This is a genomic window from Amycolatopsis sp. NPDC098790 (assembly GCF_044759945.1).
Taxonomy (GTDB): domain Bacteria; phylum Actinomycetota; class Actinomycetes; order Mycobacteriales; family Pseudonocardiaceae; genus Amycolatopsis.
The window spans coordinates 1,111,867-1,133,903 of record NZ_JBIWAI010000002.1 but is presented as its reverse complement, the minus strand read 5'-3'; the positions used below and the strand labels follow the sequence as shown (position 1 = coordinate 1,133,903).

The following is a 22,037-nucleotide window of genomic DNA, read 5'->3' as shown; positions in this document are numbered from 1 at the left end:
GCGACGACAAGGAGATCCCGTGCCCACGCAGCCCCTGCGGGTGCTCTTCTGCATCGGCATCAACCAGAACTTCTTCGATTTGCCCACCGACGGGCTCACGATCAGTGATGTCTGGCAGGCGTTCGTGTCCATGATGGACCAGCTCAAGGCCCTGCCAGGCATCACCTTCATCGGCGACATCGACGACGACTCGCACCTGGTCGGCCCGTCCGACGGCTGGCCGTGGACCTGCTACATCCTCGCCGACGCCGACAGCCAGGAGACGGCCAAGAACGCCTGCAACCTGTTCCGCACGACGCCGGTCGGCGGCGGCGAGGTCAAGCTGTGGCGCTTCGCGAAGGTCGAAGCCCGCATCGGCCGCGCCCTGACCGTCCGCGACGACGTCGACCTGCCCGACTGACACGGAGACCGCGATGAGCCACGACACCACCACCGCCCCGGCCGAGCTGGCCGCCGGCGACCGGGTCGCCGGACGCCTCTACACCGACCCGGACATCTTCGAACGCGAGATCAGCCAGATCTTCGAACGGACCTGGGTGTGGGTCGCCCACGAGAGTGAACTCCCCGGCCCGGGCACCTTCAAGTCCACGCACGTCGGCCGCCAGCCGGTGATCGTCACCCGCGACCGGAAGGGCACGCTGCACACGCTGCTCAACCGGTGCCGCCACCGCGGCGCGAGCCTGTGCGAAAAGCCGAAGGGGCAGGCAAACGGCTTCACCTGCCCGTACCACGCCTGGTCCTACGGACTCGACGGCAAGCTGCGCGGGATCCCGTACCCCGAAGGGTACGAAGGGGTCATCGAAAAGGGCGAGCTGTCGTTGAAGAAGCTGCGCACCGAGTTCTACGGCGGCATGGTCTTCGCGAGCTTCAACGAGGAAATCGAGCCCCTCGAAGACTTTCTCGGCGACGCGAAGCTGTGGATCGACCGCTTCATGAAGCAGGGCGGCGGCTACCCGATCAAGGTGCTGGGCAAGCACCGGTTCAAGTTCCGCGGGAACTGGAAGATCCAGCTTGAGAACACCACCGACGGCTACCACTTCCCCATCGTGCACCGCTCGTGGATGGCGTCGGTCGACGCCGAGACCGCCGACATGATGTCGTTCATGACCGACCCGTCGGCGATCACCCACGCCCTCGGCAACGGCCACAGCGTCATGCAGATGGTGCCCGAGCACTCCGACCTCGACGCCGACGACGGCACCGAGCCGCTGCAGGGCCGGTTCGACCACCTCATCAAGGACCTGTCGCAGACCCTCGAGCCCGCGCAGGTGCGCAAGGTCATCCGCGCCATGCACGGCACCGGGTTCAACCTGAACCTCTTCCCCAACGTGTCCATGTCGGCCGCCTTCTTCCGCGTGCTGCGGCCGATCTCGGTCGACGAGACCGAGATCGAGCACATCGCCATCGGCCCCGACGGCCCGCCGGAACTCGACGCGGTCAACCGCGAACGGCTGCGCATCCACGAGCACTTCCAAGGACCGTTCGGCTTCGGCACCCCCGACGACGCCGAAGGCTGGGACCGCGTCCAGCGCGGCGCCCAGGGCGCACCCGACATGCCGATCCTGGTCAACCGCGGCCTGGCCCGGGAGAAGGCGAGCCCCGAAGGCTGGCCGACCTCGCACGTCACCGACGAAACCGGCATGCGCGCCGCCTACGACCAGTGGAAGGAGATGATGCGCGATGCCTGAGACCGCCACCACCCCGGTCCCGACGACCGACCCGCGCGTCGTCCGGGCCATCGACCTCGCCTGGCGCGAGGCCGAACTGCTCGACCGCAAGGACTACGACACCTGGATCGACCTGTTCACCGACGACGGCATCTACGTGATCCCGATCGACCCGGACACCGACGACTTCGCCGGCACGCTGAACATGGTCTACGACGACGCCCGGATGCGGCGGATGCGCGTCACCCGGATGACCGAGGGCTACGCCATCGCCGCGGTCGACGCCGCTCGCACCGTGCGGACCGTGTCGAGGTTCGTGCCGGAGTCGGTCACCGACGACGAGGTCGTGCTGCGCTCGGCGCAGATCCTCATCGCCTACAAGCGTGGCCACCACGACATCTGGGCCGCGGACCTGGTGCACCGGATCCAGCTGTCCCCGTCCGGTGACCGGATCGTCCAGAAGGTCATCCGGCTCGTCGACAGCGAAGAGGCCGTCCCGGCCGCGGGCTTCCTGCTGTGACCGCGCACGTCGCCGTGGTCACCGGCGGGGCCCACGGCCTGGGTGAGGTCATCGTGCGACGGCTGCACGTCGAGGGCTTCCGCGTCGCCGTGGCGGATCTCGACGGCGACGCCGCGGCCGCGCTCGCCAAGGAGCTCGACAGCCGTGAGGTGGTCCGCGGCTACGCCGTCGACGTCACCGACCGCGGCGCGCTGGAGCAGCTGAAGGACGACGTTGTCGCCGGCTTCGGCACGGTCCACGTGCTGGTGAACAACGCCGCACGCACCCAGGCCACGCCGTTGCTGGAGATCACCGCCGACGAACTGGCAGCCGTGATGGCCGTCAACTTCACCGGCACCTTCACCGCATGCCAGCTCTTCGGCAAGCATTTCGCCGGCCAGGGCTACGGCCGGATCGTGAACCTGGCGTCGCTGGCGGGCCAGAACGGCGGCACCGCCACCGGCGGGCACTACGCCTCCTCCAAGGGCGCGATCCTGTCCGCGACCAAGGTCTTCGCCCGCGAGCTGGCGCCGCACGGCGTCACGGTCAACGCCGTGTCCCCCGGCCCGCAGGACACCCCGATGGTCCGGTCGATCGTCGGCGAGGACAACGTCGACGCCTTCGCGAAGAACATCCCCGTCGGCCGGCTCGGCGACCCGGCCTTCATCGCCCGCATGGTGGCGCTGCTGGCATCGCCCGAAGCCGCCTCGGTCACCGGGGCCTGCTGGGACGCCAACGGCGGCCTCTACCTGCGCTGAGAACGGAGTGACGATGCCGAACACCCTGGTCAGGGTCGCCGAGGTGACCGACGAGACCCCCGCCGTCCGTGCGCTGCGGCTGGTTCGCGACGACGGAGCGCCCTTCGCGCCCTACCAGGCCGGCGCCCACATCGACGTCACCGGCCCGACCGGGGTCGTCCGGCAGTACTCCCTCTGCGGGCCGCCGGCCGAGTCCGGCTCGCTGCTGATCGCCGTCAAGCGCGAGACCGAGTCCCGCGGCGGGTCCGAAGCGCTGCACACCCTCACCGAGGGTGACAAGCTGGAGATCGGCGAACCACGCAACCTCCTGTCGCTCGCGCCGGACGCCGAGCGGCACATCCTGGTGGCCGGCGGGATCGGCATCACCCCGCTGCTGAGCATGGCCTACCAGCTGCACCAGGACGAGGCCGCCTTCGAACTGCACTACTTCGCCCGCAGCCGCGCCGAAGCGGCGTTCATCGACCTGCTCGAGCAACGCTGCGGTTTCGGCGACCGGGTGCACGTGCACCTCGGCGTCCCCCGCGCCGATCAGCCCGCCGTGCTCGCCGAGGTCGCGGCCGGGCTCAGCCCGGCGAGCCACGTCTACACCTGCGGCCCGGACGGCTTCATGGACCAGGTCACCGGCGCCTTCGCACCGGTCGTCGGGACCGACCACGTGCACATCGAGCACTTCACCGCCGCCGAGATCGACACGAGCGCCGACCGGCCCTTCACCGTCGAGCTCGACACTGGCGAGACCTATCAGATCCCCGCCGACCGTTCGATCCTCTCCGTGCTCACCGACAACGGCATCGACGTGTTCAAGTCTTGCGAGGAAGGCATCTGCGGTTCCTGCGTCTCCGGAGTCCTCGAAGGCAAGCCCGACCACCGCGACCAGTGCCTGTCCGCGAGCGACAAGGCGGCCGGCGCCCAGATGGCTCTGTGCGTCTCACGCGCCCTCACCGACAAGCTGGTCATCGAGCTGTACTGACCGGCCTGCCGGGACGCCGGGCCGACCTTAACTAGACTTCCACTCGACGAAGGTGGAGGTAGGGCGCATGGGCGGGGTGGCGTACGGGAGCGGCCGGCAGGCGCTTCTCGACGCGGCGGTGCGCGTCGTCTCGGCGCAGGGACTGCGCGGCCTGACCTACCGTTCGGTGGCCGCCGAGGCCGGCGTCAGCCACGGCTCGGTCCGCTACCACTTCGGCGACTGGGCGACCCTCGTGGAAGAAGCCCTCGTGTATTGCGCGTCGCGCAGCGTGGAAGGCGCCGAATTGTCGTCGGACGAGCCCGGATTCGAGCAGTTCGCGAGCGGGCTGGTTTCGCTCGTCTCCGCCGATCCGGACGCTCAGGCATTCCAATACGAATTGACTCTGGAAGCGCGTCGCCGCCCCGAACTGCGGCCGGTGATGGAACGGGTCAACGACATCTACCGTGACGCGGTCCACCGAGAGCTGGCGCGCAACGGTCTCGACGACCGGGCACTCGCCGAACTCGTCTTCGTCACCATAGACGGCCTGGTGTTCCACCAGACCGCGTTCGGCGACGACGCACGCACGGAGCGCGCGGTCGCCACCCTCCGCAGCCTGCTCGCCAGCTACGCGAAGCACTGACGAATCCACTTATAAGACCGGCTTATCAAACTCGCGAAAACCGGACTTTGTGCTGTCCCGGAACCAAAACTAGGCTGGGCTGATCCTGGACCGGAAATGGTCCGGCTCCGAAAATTCGGTCACGCGCGAGGGGATCCGGTGAAGATTACCGACGTGGAGGCGATCCCGTTCGCCATCCCGTACCGCAAGCCGCTGAAGTTCGCCTCCGGCGAAGTGCACGCGGCCGAGCACGTCCTCGTGCGGGTACGCACCGACGACGGCGTAGTCGGTGTCGCCGAGGCGCCGCCCCGTCCGTTCACCTACGGCGAGACCCAGACCGGCATCGTCGCCGTCATCGAGCAGATCTTCGCCCCGCAGGTCGTCGGCCTCAGCCTGCTCGAGCGCGAGGTCGTGGCACAGCGGCTGGGCCGCACGGTCGGCAACCCGACCGCGAAAGCCGCGCTCGACATGGCGATCTGGGATGCGCTCGGCCGCAGCCTGGACCTCCAGGTCACCGAGTTGCTCGGGGGCTACACCGACCGCATGCGAGTGTCCCACATGCTCGGCTTCGACGAGCCCGCCGCGATGGTCGCCGAAGCCGAGCGCATGCGCGATCGCTACGGCATCACGACGTTCAAGGTGAAGGTCGGCCGCCGGCCCGTCTCCCTGGACACCGCCGTGGTCCGGGCGCTGCGCGAGGGCCTCGGTGACGGCGTCGACCTCTACGTCGACGGCAACCGCGGCTGGACCGCCGCGGAGTCCGCGCGGGCGATGCAGGAGATGCGCGACCTCGGCCTGCTGTTCGCCGAAGAACTGTGCCCGGCCGACGACGTCCTGGGACGGCGCTGGCTGGTCGCCCAGCTCGACGTGCCGTTCATCGCCGACGAGTCCGCCGTCACCCAGGCCGACGTCACCCGCGAAATCCTCGGCGGCTCGGCCACCGCGGTCAGCATCAAGACCGCCCGCACCGGCTTCACCGGGTCGCAGCGCACCCACCACCTCGCCGAGGGACTGGGCCTGGAGGTCGTGATGGGCAACCAGATCGACGGGCAGGTCGGATCGATGTGCACGGTCGCGTTCGGCTCGGCGTTCAAGCTCACCTCCCACCGCGCCGGCGAGCTGTCGAACTACCTCGACATGAGCGACGACCTGCTGACCGAACCCCTCGACATCACCGATGGCGAGCTCGTCATCCGGCCCGGCGCCGGCCTGGGCATCGAGATCGACCCGGACAAGCTCGCCCGCTACCGCCAAGACGTCTGACCGAGATCAAGGAGGATCCCATGACCGCTACCCACCACGACGCGCCCACCGCGGCCGGCTCCGGCGCCAGCGCCACCGACCGCTTCAAGTCCGATAAGACCACCCAGGGCGCCGGCACCCCGCCGGAGCGGGTGAACCTGCTCGCCCGCGAAGTCCTCTCGGCCGTGCACGACACCATCCGCCGCCACAAGGTCACCTACGACGAGTACAACGCCGTGAAGGCGTGGCTGATCGACGTCGGCGAGACCGGCGAATGGCCGCTGTTCCTCGACGTCTGGGTCGAGCACGTCGTCGAAGACGTCGCCACCGAACACCGCGAAGGCAACAAGGGCACCATCGAAGGCCCGTACTACGTGCCCGACGCCCCGGAGCAGGGTGCGCACGGCTCCGTGCCCACGCGCGACGGCGAGCCCGGCACTCCCCTGGTGTGGACCGGCCAGGTGACCTCGACCGACGGCCGCGCGCTGGCCGGGGCGAAGGTCGAGCTGTGGCACGCGGACGCCGACGGGCTGTACTCGCAGTTCGCGCCCGGCATCCCGGAGTGGAACCTGCGCGCCACGTTCACCGCCGACGAAGAGGGCCGGTTCGAGATCCACACGATCCGCCCGGCGCCCTACCAGATCCCGACCGACGGCGCCTGCGGCAAGCTGATCGCCGCCGCCGGGTGGCACCCGTGGCGCCCGGCGCACCTGCACGTCAAGGTGTCGGCTCCCGGCCACGAACTGCTCACCGCCCAGCTGTACTTCCCCGGCGACGAGCACAACGACGACGACATCGCCTCGGCCGTCAAGCCGGAGCTGATCCTCGACCCGAAGCCCGCGGACGGCGGCGAAACCGTCTCCTACGGCTTCGTCCTCGACCCCGCCCAGAGCTGAGCAGGAGTACGCACCGATGTTGTTCCACGTCCGGATGGACGTCCGGATCCCCGCGACCCTCGACGCCGACACCCGGGCCGACCTCGTCGCCCGGGAGAAGGCCTACGCCCAGCAGCTGCAACGCGAGGGCAAGTGGCCGCAGCTGTGGCGCATCGCCGGTGAGTACGCCAACTTCTCCGTCTTCGACGTCGAGTCGAACGACGAACTGCACGACCTGCTCTCCGCGCTCCCGCTGTTCCCCTACCTGGACATCAGCGTCACCGCACTGGCGCGCCATCCGTCCAAAGTAGACTGAGCGGGAGCGCGGAGCCTCCGATCGCCTGCCGAAGGAACTCCGATGGCTTCCCAGCGCAACGACGCGCACCCACCCAGCGTTCTCCGCCTCGGCTTCGCCGCCGGTGTCGGTACTTCGCTGGAGATGTACGACTTCTCCATCTACGGAACCGCCGCCGCGCTCGTCTTCGGCCAGGTCTTCTTCAAGACCGGCGACGCCTGGCTCGGCACGTTCATGAGCCTCGCGACCTTCGCCATCGGATTCCTGATGGCACCGCTCGGCGCGGCGGCGTTCGGCTGGCTCGGCGACCGCCGCGGCCGCCGGACCGCGTTGTTCGCGGCGTTCACCCTGATGGGCTTGGCGACGCTCGGGATGGGCGTACTGCCCTCCTACGCCGTGATCGGTGTCGCCGCACCACTTCTGCTCGTCGGACTGCGCTTGCTGCACGGCATCGCGCGGGGTGGGGAGAGCGCGGGCGCGGCCGTCTTCGCGGTCGAGCACGCCCCCGACCGTCGCCGGGGACTGTACGGCTCCTTCGTGGCACTCGGCTCCCCGATCGGCACGGTCCTGGCGAACCTCGCCTTCACCTTCGTGCTGTTGCTGCCCGAAGACGACGTGACGAGCTGGGGCTGGCGCATCCCGTTCCTCGCCGGCGCGGTGGTGCTGGTACTGGGCATGTGGGTCCGCCGCGGCGTCGCCGAAAGCCCCGTCTTCGAGCGCATGGCCGCGACCCAAGAGCGCGCGAAGCGTCCCTTGGCCGAAGTCGTCCGGACGAACTGGCGCCGCCTGGCGCTCATCGCGGGCGTCAACATCGGCCTCACCGCGAGCACGTTCGCCCTGGTGACGTTCATGCTTTCCTACGCCACCTCGCGGGCGCCGGAAGGACTCGGCCTGCCCCGCCAGCCCATCGTCAACGGCTCCATGATCGCACTGCTGGGCCACGCGCTGGCCAACGTCGGCGCGGCCTGGCTGTCCGACCGCATCGGCCGCAAGCCGGTGATGCTCACCGGCGCCGCCCTGTCGCTGGTGTCGGCGCTGGCGATGTTCCCGATCGCCGCGACGGGCACGGTCGCCGCGGTGAACACCGCGACCATCCTCGGCTTCGCGGCCACCGGCATCCTGTTCGGACCGATGTACACGTACTTCTCCGAGCTGTTCCCGCGCGAACAGCGCCAGTCCGGAGTGGGCGTCGGCTACCACGTAGGCGCGGTCCTCGGCGGCGGCATCTCGCCGATGATCGCCAACCGCATCGTCGCCGGCACGGGCGACGCCCACAACGTCGGCTACTACCTCGCCGGACTGCTCGCACTGAGCCTGCTCTGCTTGCTTCTTTTGCCGGAGACCGCGCCGGCTCGCACGCATGACGTCTCGGGTACAACGGCCGATGCCCTCGCCCGTACAAAGCCAGTCGTCACGCCCGCGCGGCACGCTCACGGATCCAGCAGCTCCAGAGCCGACACGACAAGGTAGGCCGACAGGCGGTTGTCAGGACCATCGAGGTCATGCTGCAGACGCCCGACCGCCACCGCAGGCACCCATAGGCGAATGGGCGGCTGTTGCCGATCCGGTCGCATCTTCACATCCGCGACCACGGATCGGCGGACTCGACGTCGCCGGCCTCCGGCTTCCGCTCGACGGCCGCGCGAAGGCTCTCGGCGTCCGTGCCGAAGTCGAACTCCAGGCGCTGCGGCTCGTAGCCCAAGGCCGGCAGCACAAGCTGATCGCCGAATCGCCTCGGCATCAGTGAAAGCACGGATCAAGTTCCACGTCGCCAGTGTGTTGCGGACGTTGGGTGTCAGGTCCAGGGCGAAGCCGCGGTCGCTGCAGGGGAAGCCGGGATCCAGTAGTCACGGATCCAGCTGGTCCAGGGCCAGCAGGGCGAGATATGCGGACAATCGGTCGTGTGGCCTGTCGAGGTCGCGCTGCAGGACATCCGACAGCCAGCGCACGCGTGCATACGCAGACGGGCGGCTGGTTCCGATCCGGCGGGCGAACTCGGTCATGGCGCCGTCCGCGGCGACGAACGCGCGCAGTGTGGCCAGGGCACGGACCCGCTTCTCCTCATCGAGGCGAAGCACCGGTCCGAGCTGGTCGTCCACAAAGGCCAGCAGGTGACGGTCTTTGCGCAGCCGCCAGACCAGCCCACGCGCACCCAGATCACGTGGGTGCCACACGCGCGTCGCGCTCTGGTCGGGTAGGCGGGCGGCGACGTCCGCGGTGTGCAGCGCCGCCGACAGGGCTTCGGCGAGGTCGTCGAACGCGGTTACGAAATTCGCCGTGGCCACTGCCAAAGCACGATCGGTGCCGAGCGCTCGCAATATCGCCGGTTCGGCGTCACCGGAAACGAGCACACCGATCCGCCCCTCGCGCAGCCGTCCGGTCAGCGCGGGTTTGCCCAGCCGCTGGTTCAGCGTCCGCAACGTCTCGAAGGTCGCCTCCTCGCTCGCCGGTGTCGCGATCACGTAGGCGGCGAAGGGGCCGTTACCACTGAAGCCGAGGGCACGCGCACGCGTCCGCAGCGAGTTCTTTCGCGACGTCGAGCCATGGAGGATCTCTGTAAGCAGACCGCCGTGGACTTGCAACGCGATGTCGGGGGCAGCTCCGGCCGACCGGGCCAGCACCGTGATCGCGTCGGCCGCCTGGACCAGCACCAAACCGATCGCTTCGGCGTCCGGGCCGCGCCGAGGCGTGACGAGCCGGCCCCAGCGCTCGGCGCGAGGACCGACCGACGCACCGAACCAGCCCTCCGGGCCGGTCGGTGCGTCCGGTTTGACGACCGCGGCCTGGCGCGAGCGGGTCACCCAGTCGCGCAGGAGCGACTCCGGTGTCTCCCCCGCGAACGCCAACGCCCGGTGTCCGAGGTCCTCCAGGACGACCGGCAGGTCCAGCAGCCCAGCCGCCTCCCGCAGGACGGTGTCCACCTCGGCGGCGTCGACCATCAGAGCCCGGAACGTCTCCGTCACGCGCTGGGTGAAGCGCATGCGGGTGGACTGCTCGTCGAGGATGCGAGCGTGCACGACCTCGGTGACGTGCACGAACCGCACCGAGCTGCGCAGCTCGACCAGTGGGAAGCGCAACGCCCGTGCGGCCTGCACGAGCGACGAAGGCAGCTCCGCGAGGTGCTGGCCGAGTTCGATCACCAGCCCGACCGCGCCGGCGTCGCGCAGTGAGGTCAGGTACTCGCGGTGCTCGGTCGCGGGGTCGGCCGCCGCCGCGCCGATGGACAGCACCAGCTCGCCGCCGCTGAGCGTTCCGGCCGGCTGGCGCTGCTCGCTGACGTGCACCCAACGCACCTCGGTGCCGAGGTGGACGCGGCCGGATCGAACGACCGGACCGCCGTCCGCCAGGGCCGGCAGCGCAAGAATCTCGGCGATCGTTGGGTACATGCCCGAACTTTACAGTCCGTCAGATCAACCGGAAGTACCCGACAGTTTGTCAATGTCACTGGCGCGACGGAGTCGCCGATACTTCGCGTCATGGTCACCCCGACGCGAACGGACACGTCCGTTCCCATCCTCACCCACTGGGTCGCCGGCAAGCCGGTCATCGGCACCTCCGGCCGGTACTCCGAGGTCACGAATCCCGCGACCGGCGAGGTCACTGCCCTTCTGGCGTTGGCCGACGCCGACGAAGCAGCGGCCACCGTCGCCGCCGCGAAGGACGCCTTCCCGGCCTGGCGGGACACCTCGCTGGCCAAGCGCACCCGGATCCTGTTCAAGTTCCGCGAACTCCTCGATGCGCGCGCGGGCGAACTGGCGGAGATCATCACCGACGAGCACGGCAAGGTGCTCTCCGACGCCGCCGGGGAGGTTGCCCGCGGCCAGGAAGTCGTCGAGTTCGCCTGCGGCATCGCGCACCTGCTCAAGGGCTCGGCCACCGAGAACGCCTCCACCGGCGTCGACGTCCACTCCGTGCGGCAGCCGCTCGGGGTCGCCGCGATCATCTCGCCGTTCAACTTCCCGGCCATGGTGCCGATGTGGTTCTTCCCGATCGCCATCGCCGCCGGCAACACCGTCGTGCTGAAGCCGTCGGAGAAGGTCCCGACCGCCGCGCGCTGGATCGCCGAGCTGTGGCGTGAAGCCGGGCTGCCCGACGGGGTGTTCAACGTCCTCAACGGCGACAAGATCGCCGTCGACGCGCTGCTGACCGACCCGGACGTCAAGACCGTCAGCTTCGTCGGGTCAACGCCGATCGCCCGCTACGTCTACGAGACCGGCACCGCGCACGGCAAGCGCGTGCAGGCCCTCGGCGGCGCGAAGAACCACATGGTCGTGCTGCCCGACGCCGATCTCGACCTCGCCGCCGACCAGGCCGTCAACGCCGGGTTCGGCTCGGCCGGCGAGCGGTGCATGGCGATCTCGGCGCTCGTCGCGGTCGGCGACATCGCCGACACCCTGGTGGGCAAGATCGCCCAGCGCGCCCGCGAGCTGCGCACCGGCGACGGCCGTCGCTCGTGCGACATGGGCCCGCTCGTCACCCGCGAAGCGCAGGACCGGGTCATCGGCTACATCCAGGCCGGTGAGCGCGAGGGCGCGACCGTGGTGGTCGACGGCCGGAAGGCCGAAATCGACGCCGACGGCAAAGGCTTCTTCGTCGGCCCGACACTGCTCGACTACGTCACCACCGACATGACCGTCTACACCGACGAGATCTTCGGTCCGGTGCTGTCGGTGCTCCGGGTCGACACCTACGAGCAGGCGCTCGACGTCATCAACCGCAATCCCTACGGCAACGGCACGGCGATCTTCACCAATGACGGCGGCGCCGCGCGGCGGTTCCAGAACGAGGTCGAGGTCGGCATGGTCGGGATCAACGTGCCGGTGCCCGTCCCGGTGGCCTACTACAGCTTCGGGGGCTGGAAGAACTCGCTGTTCGGCGACACCCACGCCCACGGCACCGAGGGCGTCCACTTCTTCACCCGCGGGAAGGTCGTCACCACCCGCTGGCTCGACCCGAGCCACGCCGGGCTCAACCTCGGCTTCCCGCAGAACGCCTGACCCGGAAGGCCACGGACATGACCGCACTCGAGCAAAGCACCGCCCTGTCGCCGGCCGCGGCGGCCGCGGGCAAGCACCTGTGGATGCACTTCGCCCGCATGCACGGGCGCGACGAGCAGAACCCGATTCCGGTGATCACCCGCGGCGAAGGCGTGTACCTCTGGGACGACCGGGGGCGGCGGATCCTCGACGGGCTGGCCGGCCTCTTCGTGGTCCAGGCGGGCCACGGCCGCCGCGAACTCGCCGAAGTCGCCGCCAAGCAGGCCGCGGAACTGGCCTACTTCCCGGTCTGGGGGTACACGACCCCACCGGCCGCCGAGCTGGCCGAACGGCTCGCCCACCTGGCCCCCGGCGACCTGAACCGCGTCTTCTTCACCTCCGGCGGCGGCGAAGCGATCGAAAGCGCCTGGAAGGTGGCCAAGCAGTACTTCAAGCTGCGGGGCAAGCCGCTCAAGCACAAGGTCATCAGCCGGATGACCGCCTACCACGGCACCCCGCACGGCGCGATGGCCATCACCGGCCTGCCGATGATGAAGAAGGACTTCGAACCGCTCGCCCCGGGCGGCTTCCGCGTCCCGAACACCAACCTCTACCGGCACCCGGAGTTCGACGGCGACCCCGAAGCGCTCGGACGCTGGGCCGCCGACCGCGTCGAGGAGGCGATCCTCTTCGAGGGCGCCGACACCGTCGCCGCCGTCGTCCTCGAGCCGGTCCAGAACTCCGGTGGCTGCCTGACCGCGCCGAACTCCTACTTCGCCCGGGTCCGCGAGATCTGCGACAAGCACGACGTCCTCATGGTGTCCGACGAGGTGATCAACGCCTTCGGCCGGCACGGGCACACTTTCGCGTGCGAGAAGTTCGGCTACGTCCCCGATCTCATCACCTGTGCCAAGGGCATGACGTCCGGCTATGGGCCGCTCGGGGCGATGATCGCCTCGGAGAAGGTCATCGAGCCGTTCCTCGCCCCCGGCGTCACGTTCCCGCACGGCTACACCTGGGGCGGGCACCCGGTCTCGGCCGCGGCCGCGCTGGCGAACCTCGACCTGATGGAACGCGAAGGACTCAACCAGCGCGTCCTGGCCAACCAGGACGCCTTCGGCGACACGCTGCGCAAGCTGCTGGACCTGCCGATCGTCGGCGACGTCCGCGGCGACGGCTATTTCTGGGCCATCGAACTGGTCAAGGACAAGGACACCCGGGAGACCTTCGGCCCGGACGAGCGCGAGCGGCTGGTCAAGCAGTTCCTCCCGGGCGCGCTGTTCGACAACGGGCTCTACTGCCGCCCGGACGACCGCGGCGACGTCGTCGTCCAGCTCGCGCCACCGCTGACCGCGGGGCAGACCGAGTTCGACGCGATGGAGCAGATTCTGCGCGGCACCCTCGAGGAGGCGTGGAAGCTGGTCTGAGCTGCTCGGGGAGATCCGGGTTTTCCCCGGATCTCCCCGGGCAGCGTCCGGGCTACCGTGCGGACATGGGGATGCACGAAGCCGGGCTAAGGGTGTCGGACGTCGACCGTGAGCACGTCATAGGCCTCCTGGAAGCGGCCGCCGGACGCGGGCTGCTCGACTTGGAGGAATTCGCGAGCCGGGCCGATGCGGCGCTGCGGGCGACCGTCCGCGCCGAACTCAACCGGGTGCTGCTCGACCTGCCCGGCCTGGTGCACCACGGCAAGCCGGTGCCCGGTGAGCGGCTGGAACTGCGGGAAGCCGGCAGCACGGCCATCCGGCGGAGCGGCCGGTGGACGGTCCCCCAGAACCTTGTCCTGCGGCCGCGGGTACGCACGGCCGACGTCGACTTCACCACCGCGCGGATCGACCACCGCGAGATCGGAATCACCCTGCACGGCAGGAGCGCCCACGTGCGCCTCCGGCTGCCACGCGGCGCCACCGTCGACGCCTCCGGTTTGCGGACACCGAAAGGACGAACGGCCCGGGTCCGGGACCGGTCGGCGTTCGCCGGCGCCGGCGGCGCACCACACTTCGTCCTGACCGGCTGGAGCAGGGATTCGATGGTGACCCTCCTACCCTGAGGGCCGGGACCGTCACCTCGTGGTGACCGGCAGGTCGATGAGCTTCATGAAGTGCTTGAGCGCCGCGTCCTGCCGGTCCGGGGTCCACATCTCCGGATGCTCGACGGTCGAAAGCACGACACCGCTCGTCCACACGCGGATCAGGTCGACTGTGGACGCGATCTGATCCGGACTGATGAAGTCGCTGATCGCGGTCGTGATCAGGTTCCGCATCCTCGGCTCGAGGATCGCGAGGTGCCGTTCGATCGCCGGCGCAGTGGTGCGGTGGCTGACCAAGGCGACCCTCGCCCGCTCGATGCCCAGGGACTCCTCGTCGATGGGCAGGAAGTACCGCAGGACGGCCTCGAGCCGCTCGTGCGGGTCGGCGATCGCGATCAGCTCTTCCTGCATGGCCTGAGCGTCTTCGAGCGTCTGGGCCAGCATCCGGTCCAGCAGGGCTTCGCGGCTCGGGAAGTAGTGCGTCACCATCGTCACCGACCCGCCGAGCCGGTTGCTCACCGCGCGGAGGGTGAACTTGGCGAAGCCGACGTCGCCCAGCACCCGGATCGCCGCGTCCACGATCTTCTTCCGCCGCTCGTCGTGATCGACGAAAATCGGCACCGCGCCTCCCTCGACACCCGTTTTATAACAGCAAGCACATCATAAGCTCTCCGGCGGGACGGACGGTGCACCGACCGTCCGTCCCGCGTGGCCGCTCAGGGCCTGGTGTCCACCACGCCCGCGTGCAGCGGCTCCGGCTCGTCCTTGAGCGCAGCCTTGTGGATCTTGCCGCTGGCGGTGTACGGCAGCTCCGCGCGGAACTCCACGTACCGCGGCACCTTGAACGGCGCCAGTCCTTCGCGAGCCCATTCGACGACCTGGGCGGCGGTGAGTTCCACGCCGTCTTCCGGCACGACGATGACCTTCACTTCCTCGTCGCGGTCGGGGTCCGGCACCGGCACCGCCGCGACGTCGTCGACGCCAGGCATGGCGCCGAGGTGCATTTCCACCTCGGCGGCGGAGATGTTCTCGCCGTTGCGACGGATCATGTCGCGCAGGCGACCCCGGAAGTAGTGCTGGCCGTCTGCCTCCTTGACCACGACGTCGCCGGTGCGGAACCAGCCACCGGGCAGGAACAGCTCGGCGTTGACCTCGGGACGGCCGTGGTAGCCGAGCATCATGCCGCTGCCGCGGAAGCACAGCTCACCCGGTGTGCCGGGCGGAACCTCTTCGAGGTTTTCGTCGATCACCTTCGACTCCCGGTTGGGGAAGCAGAAGCCCATCGACCCGTTGCCGGCCAAATCGCCCCGGTCGAACGGGATCGCCGTGCCCGAACCGACCTCGGTGCTGGCGTAGCACTCCCGGGCGGCGATCCCGAAGCGTTCCTCCAGCTGCGCGTACGCCGCGCTCGGAAGGCCGGACACCGGAGCCCGCTTGAGCGACAGCGACTTGTCGCGGGGATCCTCCGGGAACTCCAGCATGCCCTCGTCGATCCACGCGAAGTCGATGCGGTAGTCGTGCAGCCAGTCCATGAACTTCCGCCGGCTCAGCCCCGGGGTGACGTACAGGGCAGCGCCCCGGACGATGGCGAGCATGAAGTAGGCCTGGTTCTGCATGTAGTAGAAGGGGTGGTCGGCCAGCAGCCGCACGGCCTCCTGGTCGAGGATCGCGCCGTAGATCCCCAGTTCCATCCAGTACTCGTGGGTGAGCAGGCAGCCCTTGGGCAGACCCGTGGTGCCGGAGGTGAACTGGATGTTGGTGACTTCCAGCGGGTCGATCTCGGTGCGACGCGGCGTCGGGGTCGACGTCAGGAGCTTTTCGTAGCTCAGCTCGGCCAGTTCGCTCTCGCCGATCGCGACGACCCGGTCGAGGCCGACCGGCCCGACGCGGCCGTCGGCGGCGTGCAGCTCGATGAGGTCCTGCGTTCCGACGAGCCAGGTCGCCCCGGCGTCCCCCAGCACGAACTCCATCTCGCGCTCGGTGTACTTCGGGTTGAGGGGCACGATCGCCGCTCCCGCCTCGACGATCGCGAGCCAGGAGATCGGGAACTCCAGCTGGTTGCGCGTGATGACCCCGACCTTGTCGCCGGGACGCAGTCCCGCCGCCTCGAGTCCCGAACGGACTCGGGTGACGACGCTGCGCAGCTCGCCCCAGGTCAGGGACCGTTGCTCGCCTTCGATCTCGTGCAGCGCCAAGTTGTCCGGCCAGGTGGCCGCGGCCGCGTCGAGCGCGTCGGGCATGGTCTTGCCCAGCAGGGCCTGCTGGTGCGCAGCCAGGTTGACGGGCAGCTGGGTCACGAGGCACTCCTGGAGTCGGTGGTGAGCCGGTCGCCGGCCGGACCGTGTTCGTCGTCGGTGACCCACAGCGCGTGCTGCGTCGCCAGGAACGCCGGCTTCTCCCGGCCTTCGACACGGGCGACGAGGTCGATCGTCATCAGGTGACCTTGCGGGCCGCGGTCCACGACCTTCTTCACGGTTCCGGTGATGCGGAACCGGTCGGTCACCCGCACCACGGAGACGAACCGGACGTAGTCGAGCCCGTAGTTCCACGGCACGCACGGGAACTTCGCCGTGATCACGTGATTGAGCAGGTAGTCGATCATCCCGAGAAGGTGGTAACCCTCGACCAGCCCGGCACCGTAGCGGTCGCCGTCGTCCTCCTCGTAGGGGTTCGGATAGCTGTCGAGATAGGTGGCGAACTCGAACTGGTCGGAGCGGTCGGGATCGACGCTGAACCAGGGAGTCGTGAAGGAACGGCCGACCAGCCCGGGAATATCGGCAGGCGAGTCGACGGTCAAGGCCACGACTTCGGAGTCGTCGGAAAGGTCAACGCCCACGTTTCAATCCATTCGTTATACAATAGTCGTTTTATTACCGGAGAAGAGAGAGGCCATAAAGGCCACGGAGGTCGTTCAGCGGCGTCGAGGCCGCCAGCCGGGCCGGGGAACCGCGTCGACCAGCGCCTGCGTATATCTCTCCTGCGGAGAATCGAGGACGTCGCCCGTGCGTCCCCGCTCGACGACTCGCCCCTTCTCCAGGACCACGCAGGTGTCGCTGACTTGCCGCACCACTCCCAGGTCGTGCGACACGAACAGGTACGTGATGCTGGTCAGCTCCCGGATGTCGGCCAGCAGGTTGAGCACCTGGGCCTGCACGCTGACGTCGAGTGCGGAGACCGCCTCGTCGAGGATCAGCAGCGTCGGCTCCAGCGCCAGCGCCCGGGCGATCGCGACGCGCTGGCGCTGCCCGCCGGAGAGCGAGTTCGGGTACTGCGCGCCGTGCCGGCCGTCCAGGCCCACCGAATCCAGCAGCTCCGCCACCCGGTCCGTGCGATCGGCTTTGCGCCGCATACCGTGCACCCGCAGCAGCTCGTGCAAGCCGGCCCCGATCGATTGGCGGGGGTCGAGCGAGCCATACGGGTCTTGGAAGACCATCTGCACGCTGCAGCGCCCGCCCCCCGCGAGATCGACCGTGCCAGCCGTCGCGGTTTCGAGCCCCGCGACGATCCTGGCCGCGGTGGTCTTGCCGGAGCCGGATTCGCCCACCACAGCCAGGCATGAGCCGCGTTCGACGGAAAAGCTGACGTCGGCCAGCGCTTCGTGCGCACCGCCGGCGCGGCTCTGGAACGTCTTGCACAGGCCTGTCACGTCAAGGACGAGGTCCCGATGGGCGACGACGGTCATGACGCACGCTCCGTCAGCTGGTCGGCGATCTCCTCGACGCGGTGGCACGCGACCGACCGCCCCTCGACGATGCGGCGCTCCGGCCGCCGCGTCCGGCAGTCGTCGGTGGCGAACGAGCACCGCGACGAGAACGGGCACCCCTCCCCCGCCTCGTATGCGGCGACCGGTCGCCCGGGAATCGCGGTCATCCGGCGGACCTCGGTGATGGACGGGCGAGAGGCCAGGAGACCGGCGGTGTACGGGTGCAAGGGACGCGCGTAGACCTCGGCGGACGTCCCGGTCTCGACGATGGTTCCCGCGTACATGACCGCGACCCGGTCGGTGACCGCGGCCGCGAGGTCCAGGTCGTGGGTGACGAACAGCATCGACAGCTGCCGCTCGCGGATCTGCTCGAGAAGGATCGCCAGGACGTCCGACTGGACTGTCACGTCGAGCGCGGTCGTGGGCTCGTCGGCGAAGACGAGCCGCGGCGACGGGAGCAGCGCGGCGACGATCATCACCCGCTGCAGGAGCCCGCCGGAGAGCTGGTGCGGGAATTGCTCCATGCGCCGCTGGGCATCGGGGATTCCGACGTCGTTCATCAGGGCGCACGCCCGTTCGACGGCCTCGTCGCGGGACATCTGTCCGGTGTGGACGACGCCCTCGGTGACGAACTGGGCGATGGTGCGGGTCGGGTTGATGTGGGCGCGGGGGTCCTGGTGGATGAGCGCGACGTCCCGCGCCCGGTACCGCGCGAGCTCGCGCCGGTTGAGAGCCAGGACGTCACGGCCGTCGAACTCGATCTTGCCGTCGGCGGTCATGCCCGGCGGCAGCAGGCGCATCGCGGCTTTGATCGACATCGACTTGCCCGAGCCCGACTCGCCGACCAGCGCGACGGATTCAGCGGCGTCGATGGTCAGCGACACGTCGCGCACCAGCGTGCGCTCGGTACCGCGGGTGCGCAGGCACACGTGCAGGTCCTGCAGCGTCAGAAGGGTCATGGTCGGCTTCCGGATCGGGACGAGAGCTGAGCGCCCAGGACGTTGAAGGCGACGACCGTCAAGACGATCAGCACGCCGGCGACGAGGCTTTGCTGGATGGCGCCGTCGAGCAGCTCCGCACGCCCCTCCGACACCATGACCCCCCACTCGGCCTCGGGTGGCTGGATGCCCAGGCCGAGGAAGGAGATGGCGGCGAAGTCGGCCAGCGCCGAGCCCAGCCCGTAAGTGCTTTGGGCGACGACCATGGGCAGCACGTTCGGCGCCAGGTGGCGCAGCGAGATCCGCCAGGAGGACAACCCGGCCAGCTGCAGGCTCTCGACGTACCCGCGATGACGCTCCCGCACGGCGACGCTGCGCACGACCCGGGCCATGTACGGCGTGTAGACCACTCCCAGCGCCAGCACCGGCGCCCAGAAGCCGGCACCGAACACCGCCGACGACAGCACGGCCACCAGGATTCCGGGAACCGAGAACAGGACGTTGAGGACCCGGTTGACCATGCGGTCCACCCAGCCCCCGTGCCAGGCGCAGAAGATCGCGAGCGCGGTGCCGAGGATGGAGCTGATCAGCACGATGACCGCCGGCCCGGCGAAGCTGAGCCGGGCCCCGGTCAGGGCGCGCGAGAGGATGTCGCGCCCGAGGGAGTCAGCGCCGAGGAGGTGGGCGCTGCTCGGCCCCTGCCCGGACGCGAGCAGATCGGTCGCGGCCGGATCGTAGGGCGCGATCCACGGACCGATGATCGCCAGCAGGGTCAGGGCACCGGCGAGCACGCCCGAGGCCACCAAGGCCGGCTGCCCCAGGGCCGCGTACCGGCGCCGGAGGGCGTCTCCGCCGAGTCTCCAGGTCACAGTCATGAGGACTTGGCCCTTTCCCTCGGATCCAGGAGCACCTGGACCAGGTCGATGATCGTGGTGACCGCGACGAACGCGGCCACGATGATCAAGCTGACCGCGGCCACCACCGGGTAGTCCTTGCTGGACACGCTGCGCACCAGCAAGGCACCGATTCCGTCGATCCCGAAGGTCTGCTCGACGACCACGGTGCCGGCCACCAGACCGGCGACCGCGAGTCCCGACGCGGTCAGGACGGGCAGGGCCGCGTTCCGCAAGGTGTGGTGGCGCAACACGGTCCCGGCGGGCACACCTCGTCCGTGCGCCGTTGTCACGTACTCCTTCTCGGCTTCTTCCGACACCGCGGCCGAGGTCAGCTGCGACACGTAGGCCCCGAAGCCGATCGCCAGCGCGATGGCGGGCAGGATCAGGTGCCACACCTGGTCCGGCAGGCCGTCGCCGGCGCCGTAGGTCGGGAACCACCCGAGCTTCACGGCGAAGATGCCGATGAGTGCGTTGGCAGCGACGAAGCCGGGGACGGCGACGCCGAGGCCGACCAGCACCGACACGGCCGGACGTCCTCGCCGGCTGACTCCACCGAACACGCCGAGCCCGACTCCGACCACGACCACCAGCAGCGCGGCCATGACCACGAGCAGGACCGTCGTGGACAGGCGGGGCCCGAGCAGGCTCGTGACGTCCTGCCGCGCGGTGAGGGAGCTGCCGAAGTCGCCGTGCAGCGCCCCGGTGAGCCAGTGCCAGTACCGCTCGAGCAGCGGGTCGTTCAACCCGAGCCGCTCGCGCATCGCCGCCCGTGCCTCGTCCGTGGCCTTCGCCCCCAGGATCTGGGCGACGGGATCACCGGGCGCGGCGGCCAGGCCCGCGTAGATCACGAAGGACGCGGCGACGATCGTCACGATGGCACCGGCCACCATCCCGGCGATCCGCCGCGTCAGATCACTGCGCGGCACCGATGTACGCCATCTGCGGCATCGACCAGTACGCGAACGAGGTGATGGCGCCGGTCAGCTTGTTGCTGATGAACGTCGGCTCGTTCATCGAAGCCAGCGACAGGACGGTCGACTTCGGCTCGAAGATCGCCTGCGCCTGCACGATCAGGTTCGCGCGCTGCTTCGGGTCGAACGAAGCCCTGGCCTCGTTGAGCAGTTTCGTGACCGCGGGATCGTCGAAATTGGTGTAGTTGTACGGCTGCTCCGGCAGGAAGTCGAACCCGAGTGGTTCCAGGGGGTTCTGCTGCGAATTGAAGCTCGCGCCGTACATGAGGTCGATGCCCGCGCGCTTGGTCGCGTCGTAGCCGGCCTGGTCGAACACCAGGGGCTGCATGGTCTGGATCTTGACTTTGACGCCGATCGCGGCCGCTTGCTGCTGGAAGAGCTGCGCGACGCGCGAGGACGCCTGGTCGCCGCCCTGGATCGCCAGCACCAGCTCGCTGCCGTCGTAGGACGATTCCTTCACCAGCTGCTTGGCGGCGTTCACGTCGAAGGACCGCGCCTTGACGAACTGGTCGTAGGCGGGCTGGTAGATCGCGCGCTCCGCGGTGGGCCAGGTAGAGGGGGTCAGATCGGTGTAGTTGGCTTGTGCCACGCCACTGAAAACCGCTTTGGCGATGCCCTCCCGGTCGACGGCTCGCTGCAAGGCGTCCCGCAGCTTCTGGTCCTGCAGCGGCCCGTCCGGACGCGCCACCAGGAGCGAAGTGCTCTGGGTCGACGGACCGAACACGACCCGGCCGGTCTTGGACGCGGTCAGCTTCGACAACGTCGAGGCGGGCAGCTCGTAGGCTCCTTCGATCTCGCCCGCCTCAAGCGCCTGGGCCAGCGCGGTGTCGTCGGTCAGGAAGGTGAAGTCGACCGTTTTCGCCCGCGGTTTCAGCTCACTGTTCCAGTACTGGTCATTGCGCTCGATGGTGATCCCGCTGCCCGCGCGCCAGGAACCGAACTTGTAGGGGCCGGTGCACATCAGGCCGCCGGTGGCAGTTCCGACCTGGTCGCCGGTCTTCTCCGCCCACGCCTTTTCGATGACGACGCCGGACACGGTCGCCAGGCTGCTGACGAACGTCGAGTCGGGTTGGCTGAAGGTCACCGTGACGTCGTGGTCTCCGGTGGCCGCGATGTCCTGGACGAATTGGAACGCGAACGCGACCGTGGAATCTTCGGCCGCGGAGCGCTGCAGGCTGAACACGACGTCGGCGGCGGTCAGGGGCGTACCGTCCCAGAACTTCACCCCGTCGCGGATCTTGAGCTTCAGCTCGGTCGGCGAAACCTGCTCGTAGGTGGCCAGGTTCGGGCTGACGGCGAACTTGGCGTCCATTTTGAGCAGACCCTCGCACATGTTGCGCGTGACCTGTCCCGACGCGTAGTTCACGGCGTTGCGCGGGTCCAGGGTGTCGGGTTCGCCGGCGACGTTCCAGGTGATCTTGTCGACGTCGGCCTTGGCGGGCGGCAGCGAATCGACCAGCTGCGACGCGTCGACCGGCTGGTTGCTCGCGGCGCCACCGCCGCCGCTGCAGGCCGCCAGCACGCTGCCGGCGGCGAGCACTGCGGCCGCGGCGGCGACGCCGCGTTTGGCCGAGGGGATGATTTTCATGCTTTTCCTCCATCGGGCCACGCTGCCCG

At 69.2% G+C, this 22,037-nt stretch carries 23 protein-coding genes; 13 read left to right on the top strand and 10 right to left on the bottom strand.

The genetic code is table 11. The annotated features are described in order from the left end of the window. Positions 1-19 precede the first annotated feature (19 nt). From ACIQWX_RS18945 to ACIQWX_RS18900, 10 genes are all read left to right on the top strand, one after another. The gene (locus ACIQWX_RS18945; RefSeq protein WP_400872247.1) at positions 20-400 is read left to right on the top strand and encodes a hypothetical protein; all 381 of its coding nucleotides are present in this window, start codon (positions 20-22) and stop codon (positions 398-400) included. 13 nt (positions 401-413) lie between these two features. Beyond that, a complete protein-coding gene (locus ACIQWX_RS18940; RefSeq protein WP_400872244.1) occupies positions 414-1,688 on the top strand; it encodes a Rieske 2Fe-2S domain-containing protein in 1,275 nt (424 codons plus the stop codon). Then, positions 1,681-2,187, top strand: coding sequence for an aromatic-ring-hydroxylating dioxygenase subunit beta (locus ACIQWX_RS18935; RefSeq protein WP_400872241.1), 507 nt, complete (start codon positions 1,681-1,683; stop codon positions 2,185-2,187). The genes ACIQWX_RS18940 and ACIQWX_RS18935 overlap by 8 nt, the downstream gene beginning before the upstream one ends. After that, positions 2,184-2,924: an SDR family NAD(P)-dependent oxidoreductase gene (locus ACIQWX_RS18930; protein WP_400872239.1), complete on the top strand. Its 741-nt coding sequence runs from the start codon at positions 2,184-2,186 to the stop codon at positions 2,922-2,924. Before ACIQWX_RS18935 ends, ACIQWX_RS18930 begins: the two co-directional genes overlap by 4 nt. A 13-nt stretch (positions 2,925-2,937) precedes the next feature. Next, the gene (locus ACIQWX_RS18925) at positions 2,938-3,894 is read left to right on the top strand and encodes a PDR/VanB family oxidoreductase (protein WP_400872236.1); all 957 of its coding nucleotides are present in this window, start codon (positions 2,938-2,940) and stop codon (positions 3,892-3,894) included. Positions 3,895-3,961: 67 nt separating this feature from the next. Continuing rightward, entirely contained in the window at positions 3,962-4,516 is a 555-nt protein-coding gene (locus tag ACIQWX_RS18920; RefSeq protein WP_400872233.1) for a TetR/AcrR family transcriptional regulator, read from the top strand. A gap of 138 nt (positions 4,517-4,654) precedes the next feature. Beyond that, positions 4,655-5,758 (top strand): mandelate racemase/muconate lactonizing enzyme family protein, encoded by a 1,104-nt coding sequence (locus tag ACIQWX_RS18915; protein ID WP_400872230.1) that lies wholly within the window; start codon positions 4,655-4,657, stop codon positions 5,756-5,758. A gap of 20 nt (positions 5,759-5,778) precedes the next feature. Then, positions 5,779-6,633, top strand: coding sequence for a catechol 1,2-dioxygenase (gene catA / locus ACIQWX_RS18910; RefSeq protein ID WP_400872227.1), 855 nt, complete (start codon positions 5,779-5,781; stop codon positions 6,631-6,633). A gap of 16 nt (positions 6,634-6,649) precedes the next feature. Further along, entirely contained in the window at positions 6,650-6,928 is a 279-nt protein-coding gene (gene catC, locus ACIQWX_RS18905) for a muconolactone Delta-isomerase (RefSeq protein WP_400872225.1), read from the top strand. Between the two features lie 42 nt (positions 6,929-6,970). Further along, the gene (locus tag ACIQWX_RS18900) at positions 6,971-8,377 is read left to right on the top strand and encodes an MFS transporter (protein ID WP_400872222.1); all 1,407 of its coding nucleotides are present in this window, start codon (positions 6,971-6,973) and stop codon (positions 8,375-8,377) included. 106 nt (positions 8,378-8,483) lie between these two features. On the opposite strand, the gene ACIQWX_RS18895 is transcribed toward ACIQWX_RS18900, so the two are convergent. Both ACIQWX_RS18895 and ACIQWX_RS18890 read right to left on the bottom strand, forming a co-directional pair. Then, a complete protein-coding gene (locus tag ACIQWX_RS18895) occupies positions 8,484-8,648 on the bottom strand; it encodes a hypothetical protein (protein ID WP_400872219.1) in 165 nt (54 codons plus the stop codon). 106 nt (positions 8,649-8,754) lie between these two features. Continuing rightward, the gene (locus ACIQWX_RS18890) at positions 8,755-10,293 is read right to left on the bottom strand and encodes a PucR family transcriptional regulator (RefSeq protein ID WP_400872216.1); all 1,539 of its coding nucleotides are present in this window, start codon (positions 10,291-10,293) and stop codon (positions 8,755-8,757) included. A 90-nt stretch (positions 10,294-10,383) separates the two neighbouring features. Between ACIQWX_RS18890 and ACIQWX_RS18885 the strand changes: the two genes are divergently transcribed. From ACIQWX_RS18885 to ACIQWX_RS18875, 3 genes are all read left to right on the top strand, one after another. Beyond that, positions 10,384-11,904 carry a CoA-acylating methylmalonate-semialdehyde dehydrogenase gene (locus ACIQWX_RS18885; RefSeq protein WP_400872213.1) on the top strand — a complete coding sequence of 507 codons (1,521 nt, stop codon included), beginning with the start codon at positions 10,384-10,386 and terminating at the stop codon, positions 11,902-11,904. 17 nt (positions 11,905-11,921) lie between these two features. After that, a complete protein-coding gene (locus ACIQWX_RS18880) occupies positions 11,922-13,310 on the top strand; it encodes an aspartate aminotransferase family protein (RefSeq protein ID WP_400872210.1) in 1,389 nt (462 codons plus the stop codon). Between the two features lie 65 nt (positions 13,311-13,375). Beyond that, positions 13,376-13,933: a DUF1707 domain-containing protein gene (locus tag ACIQWX_RS18875; RefSeq protein ID WP_400872207.1), complete on the top strand. Its 558-nt coding sequence runs from the start codon at positions 13,376-13,378 to the stop codon at positions 13,931-13,933. Between the two features lie 12 nt (positions 13,934-13,945). Here ACIQWX_RS18875 and ACIQWX_RS18870 read toward each other — a convergent pair whose 3' ends face one another. The 8 genes from ACIQWX_RS18870 to ACIQWX_RS18835 all read right to left on the bottom strand — a co-directional run bounded on the left by ACIQWX_RS18870 (position 13,946) and on the right by ACIQWX_RS18835 (position 22,008). Next, entirely contained in the window at positions 13,946-14,533 is a 588-nt protein-coding gene (locus tag ACIQWX_RS18870) for a TetR/AcrR family transcriptional regulator (protein WP_400872204.1), read from the bottom strand. Positions 14,534-14,628: 95 nt separating this feature from the next. After that, on the bottom strand, positions 14,629-16,209 hold the full coding sequence (locus ACIQWX_RS18865; RefSeq protein WP_400872202.1) for a class I adenylate-forming enzyme family protein: 1,581 nt from the start codon (positions 16,207-16,209) through the stop codon (positions 14,629-14,631). Next, positions 16,206-16,748 (bottom strand): hypothetical protein, encoded by a 543-nt coding sequence (locus ACIQWX_RS18860; protein ID WP_400872199.1) that lies wholly within the window; start codon positions 16,746-16,748, stop codon positions 16,206-16,208. The genes ACIQWX_RS18865 and ACIQWX_RS18860 overlap by 4 nt, the downstream gene beginning before the upstream one ends. A 75-nt stretch (positions 16,749-16,823) precedes the next feature. Continuing rightward, entirely contained in the window at positions 16,824-17,594 is a 771-nt protein-coding gene (locus tag ACIQWX_RS18855) for an ABC transporter ATP-binding protein (protein ID WP_400872196.1), read from the bottom strand. Further along, the gene (locus tag ACIQWX_RS18850) at positions 17,591-18,574 is read right to left on the bottom strand and encodes an ABC transporter ATP-binding protein (protein WP_400872193.1); all 984 of its coding nucleotides are present in this window, start codon (positions 18,572-18,574) and stop codon (positions 17,591-17,593) included. The genes ACIQWX_RS18855 and ACIQWX_RS18850 overlap by 4 nt, the downstream gene beginning before the upstream one ends. Beyond that, a complete protein-coding gene (locus ACIQWX_RS18845) occupies positions 18,571-19,428 on the bottom strand; it encodes an ABC transporter permease (protein ID WP_400872191.1) in 858 nt (285 codons plus the stop codon). Before ACIQWX_RS18845 ends, ACIQWX_RS18850 begins: the two co-directional genes overlap by 4 nt. Beyond that, positions 19,425-20,375: an ABC transporter permease gene (locus tag ACIQWX_RS18840; protein WP_400872188.1), complete on the bottom strand. Its 951-nt coding sequence runs from the start codon at positions 20,373-20,375 to the stop codon at positions 19,425-19,427. The genes ACIQWX_RS18845 and ACIQWX_RS18840 overlap by 4 nt, the downstream gene beginning before the upstream one ends. After that, positions 20,362-22,008, bottom strand: a complete 1,647-nt coding sequence (locus ACIQWX_RS18835; protein WP_400872185.1) for an ABC transporter substrate-binding protein — start codon at positions 22,006-22,008, stop codon at positions 20,362-20,364. Before ACIQWX_RS18835 ends, ACIQWX_RS18840 begins: the two co-directional genes overlap by 14 nt. Between the last annotated feature and the right edge of the window lie 29 nt (positions 22,009-22,037).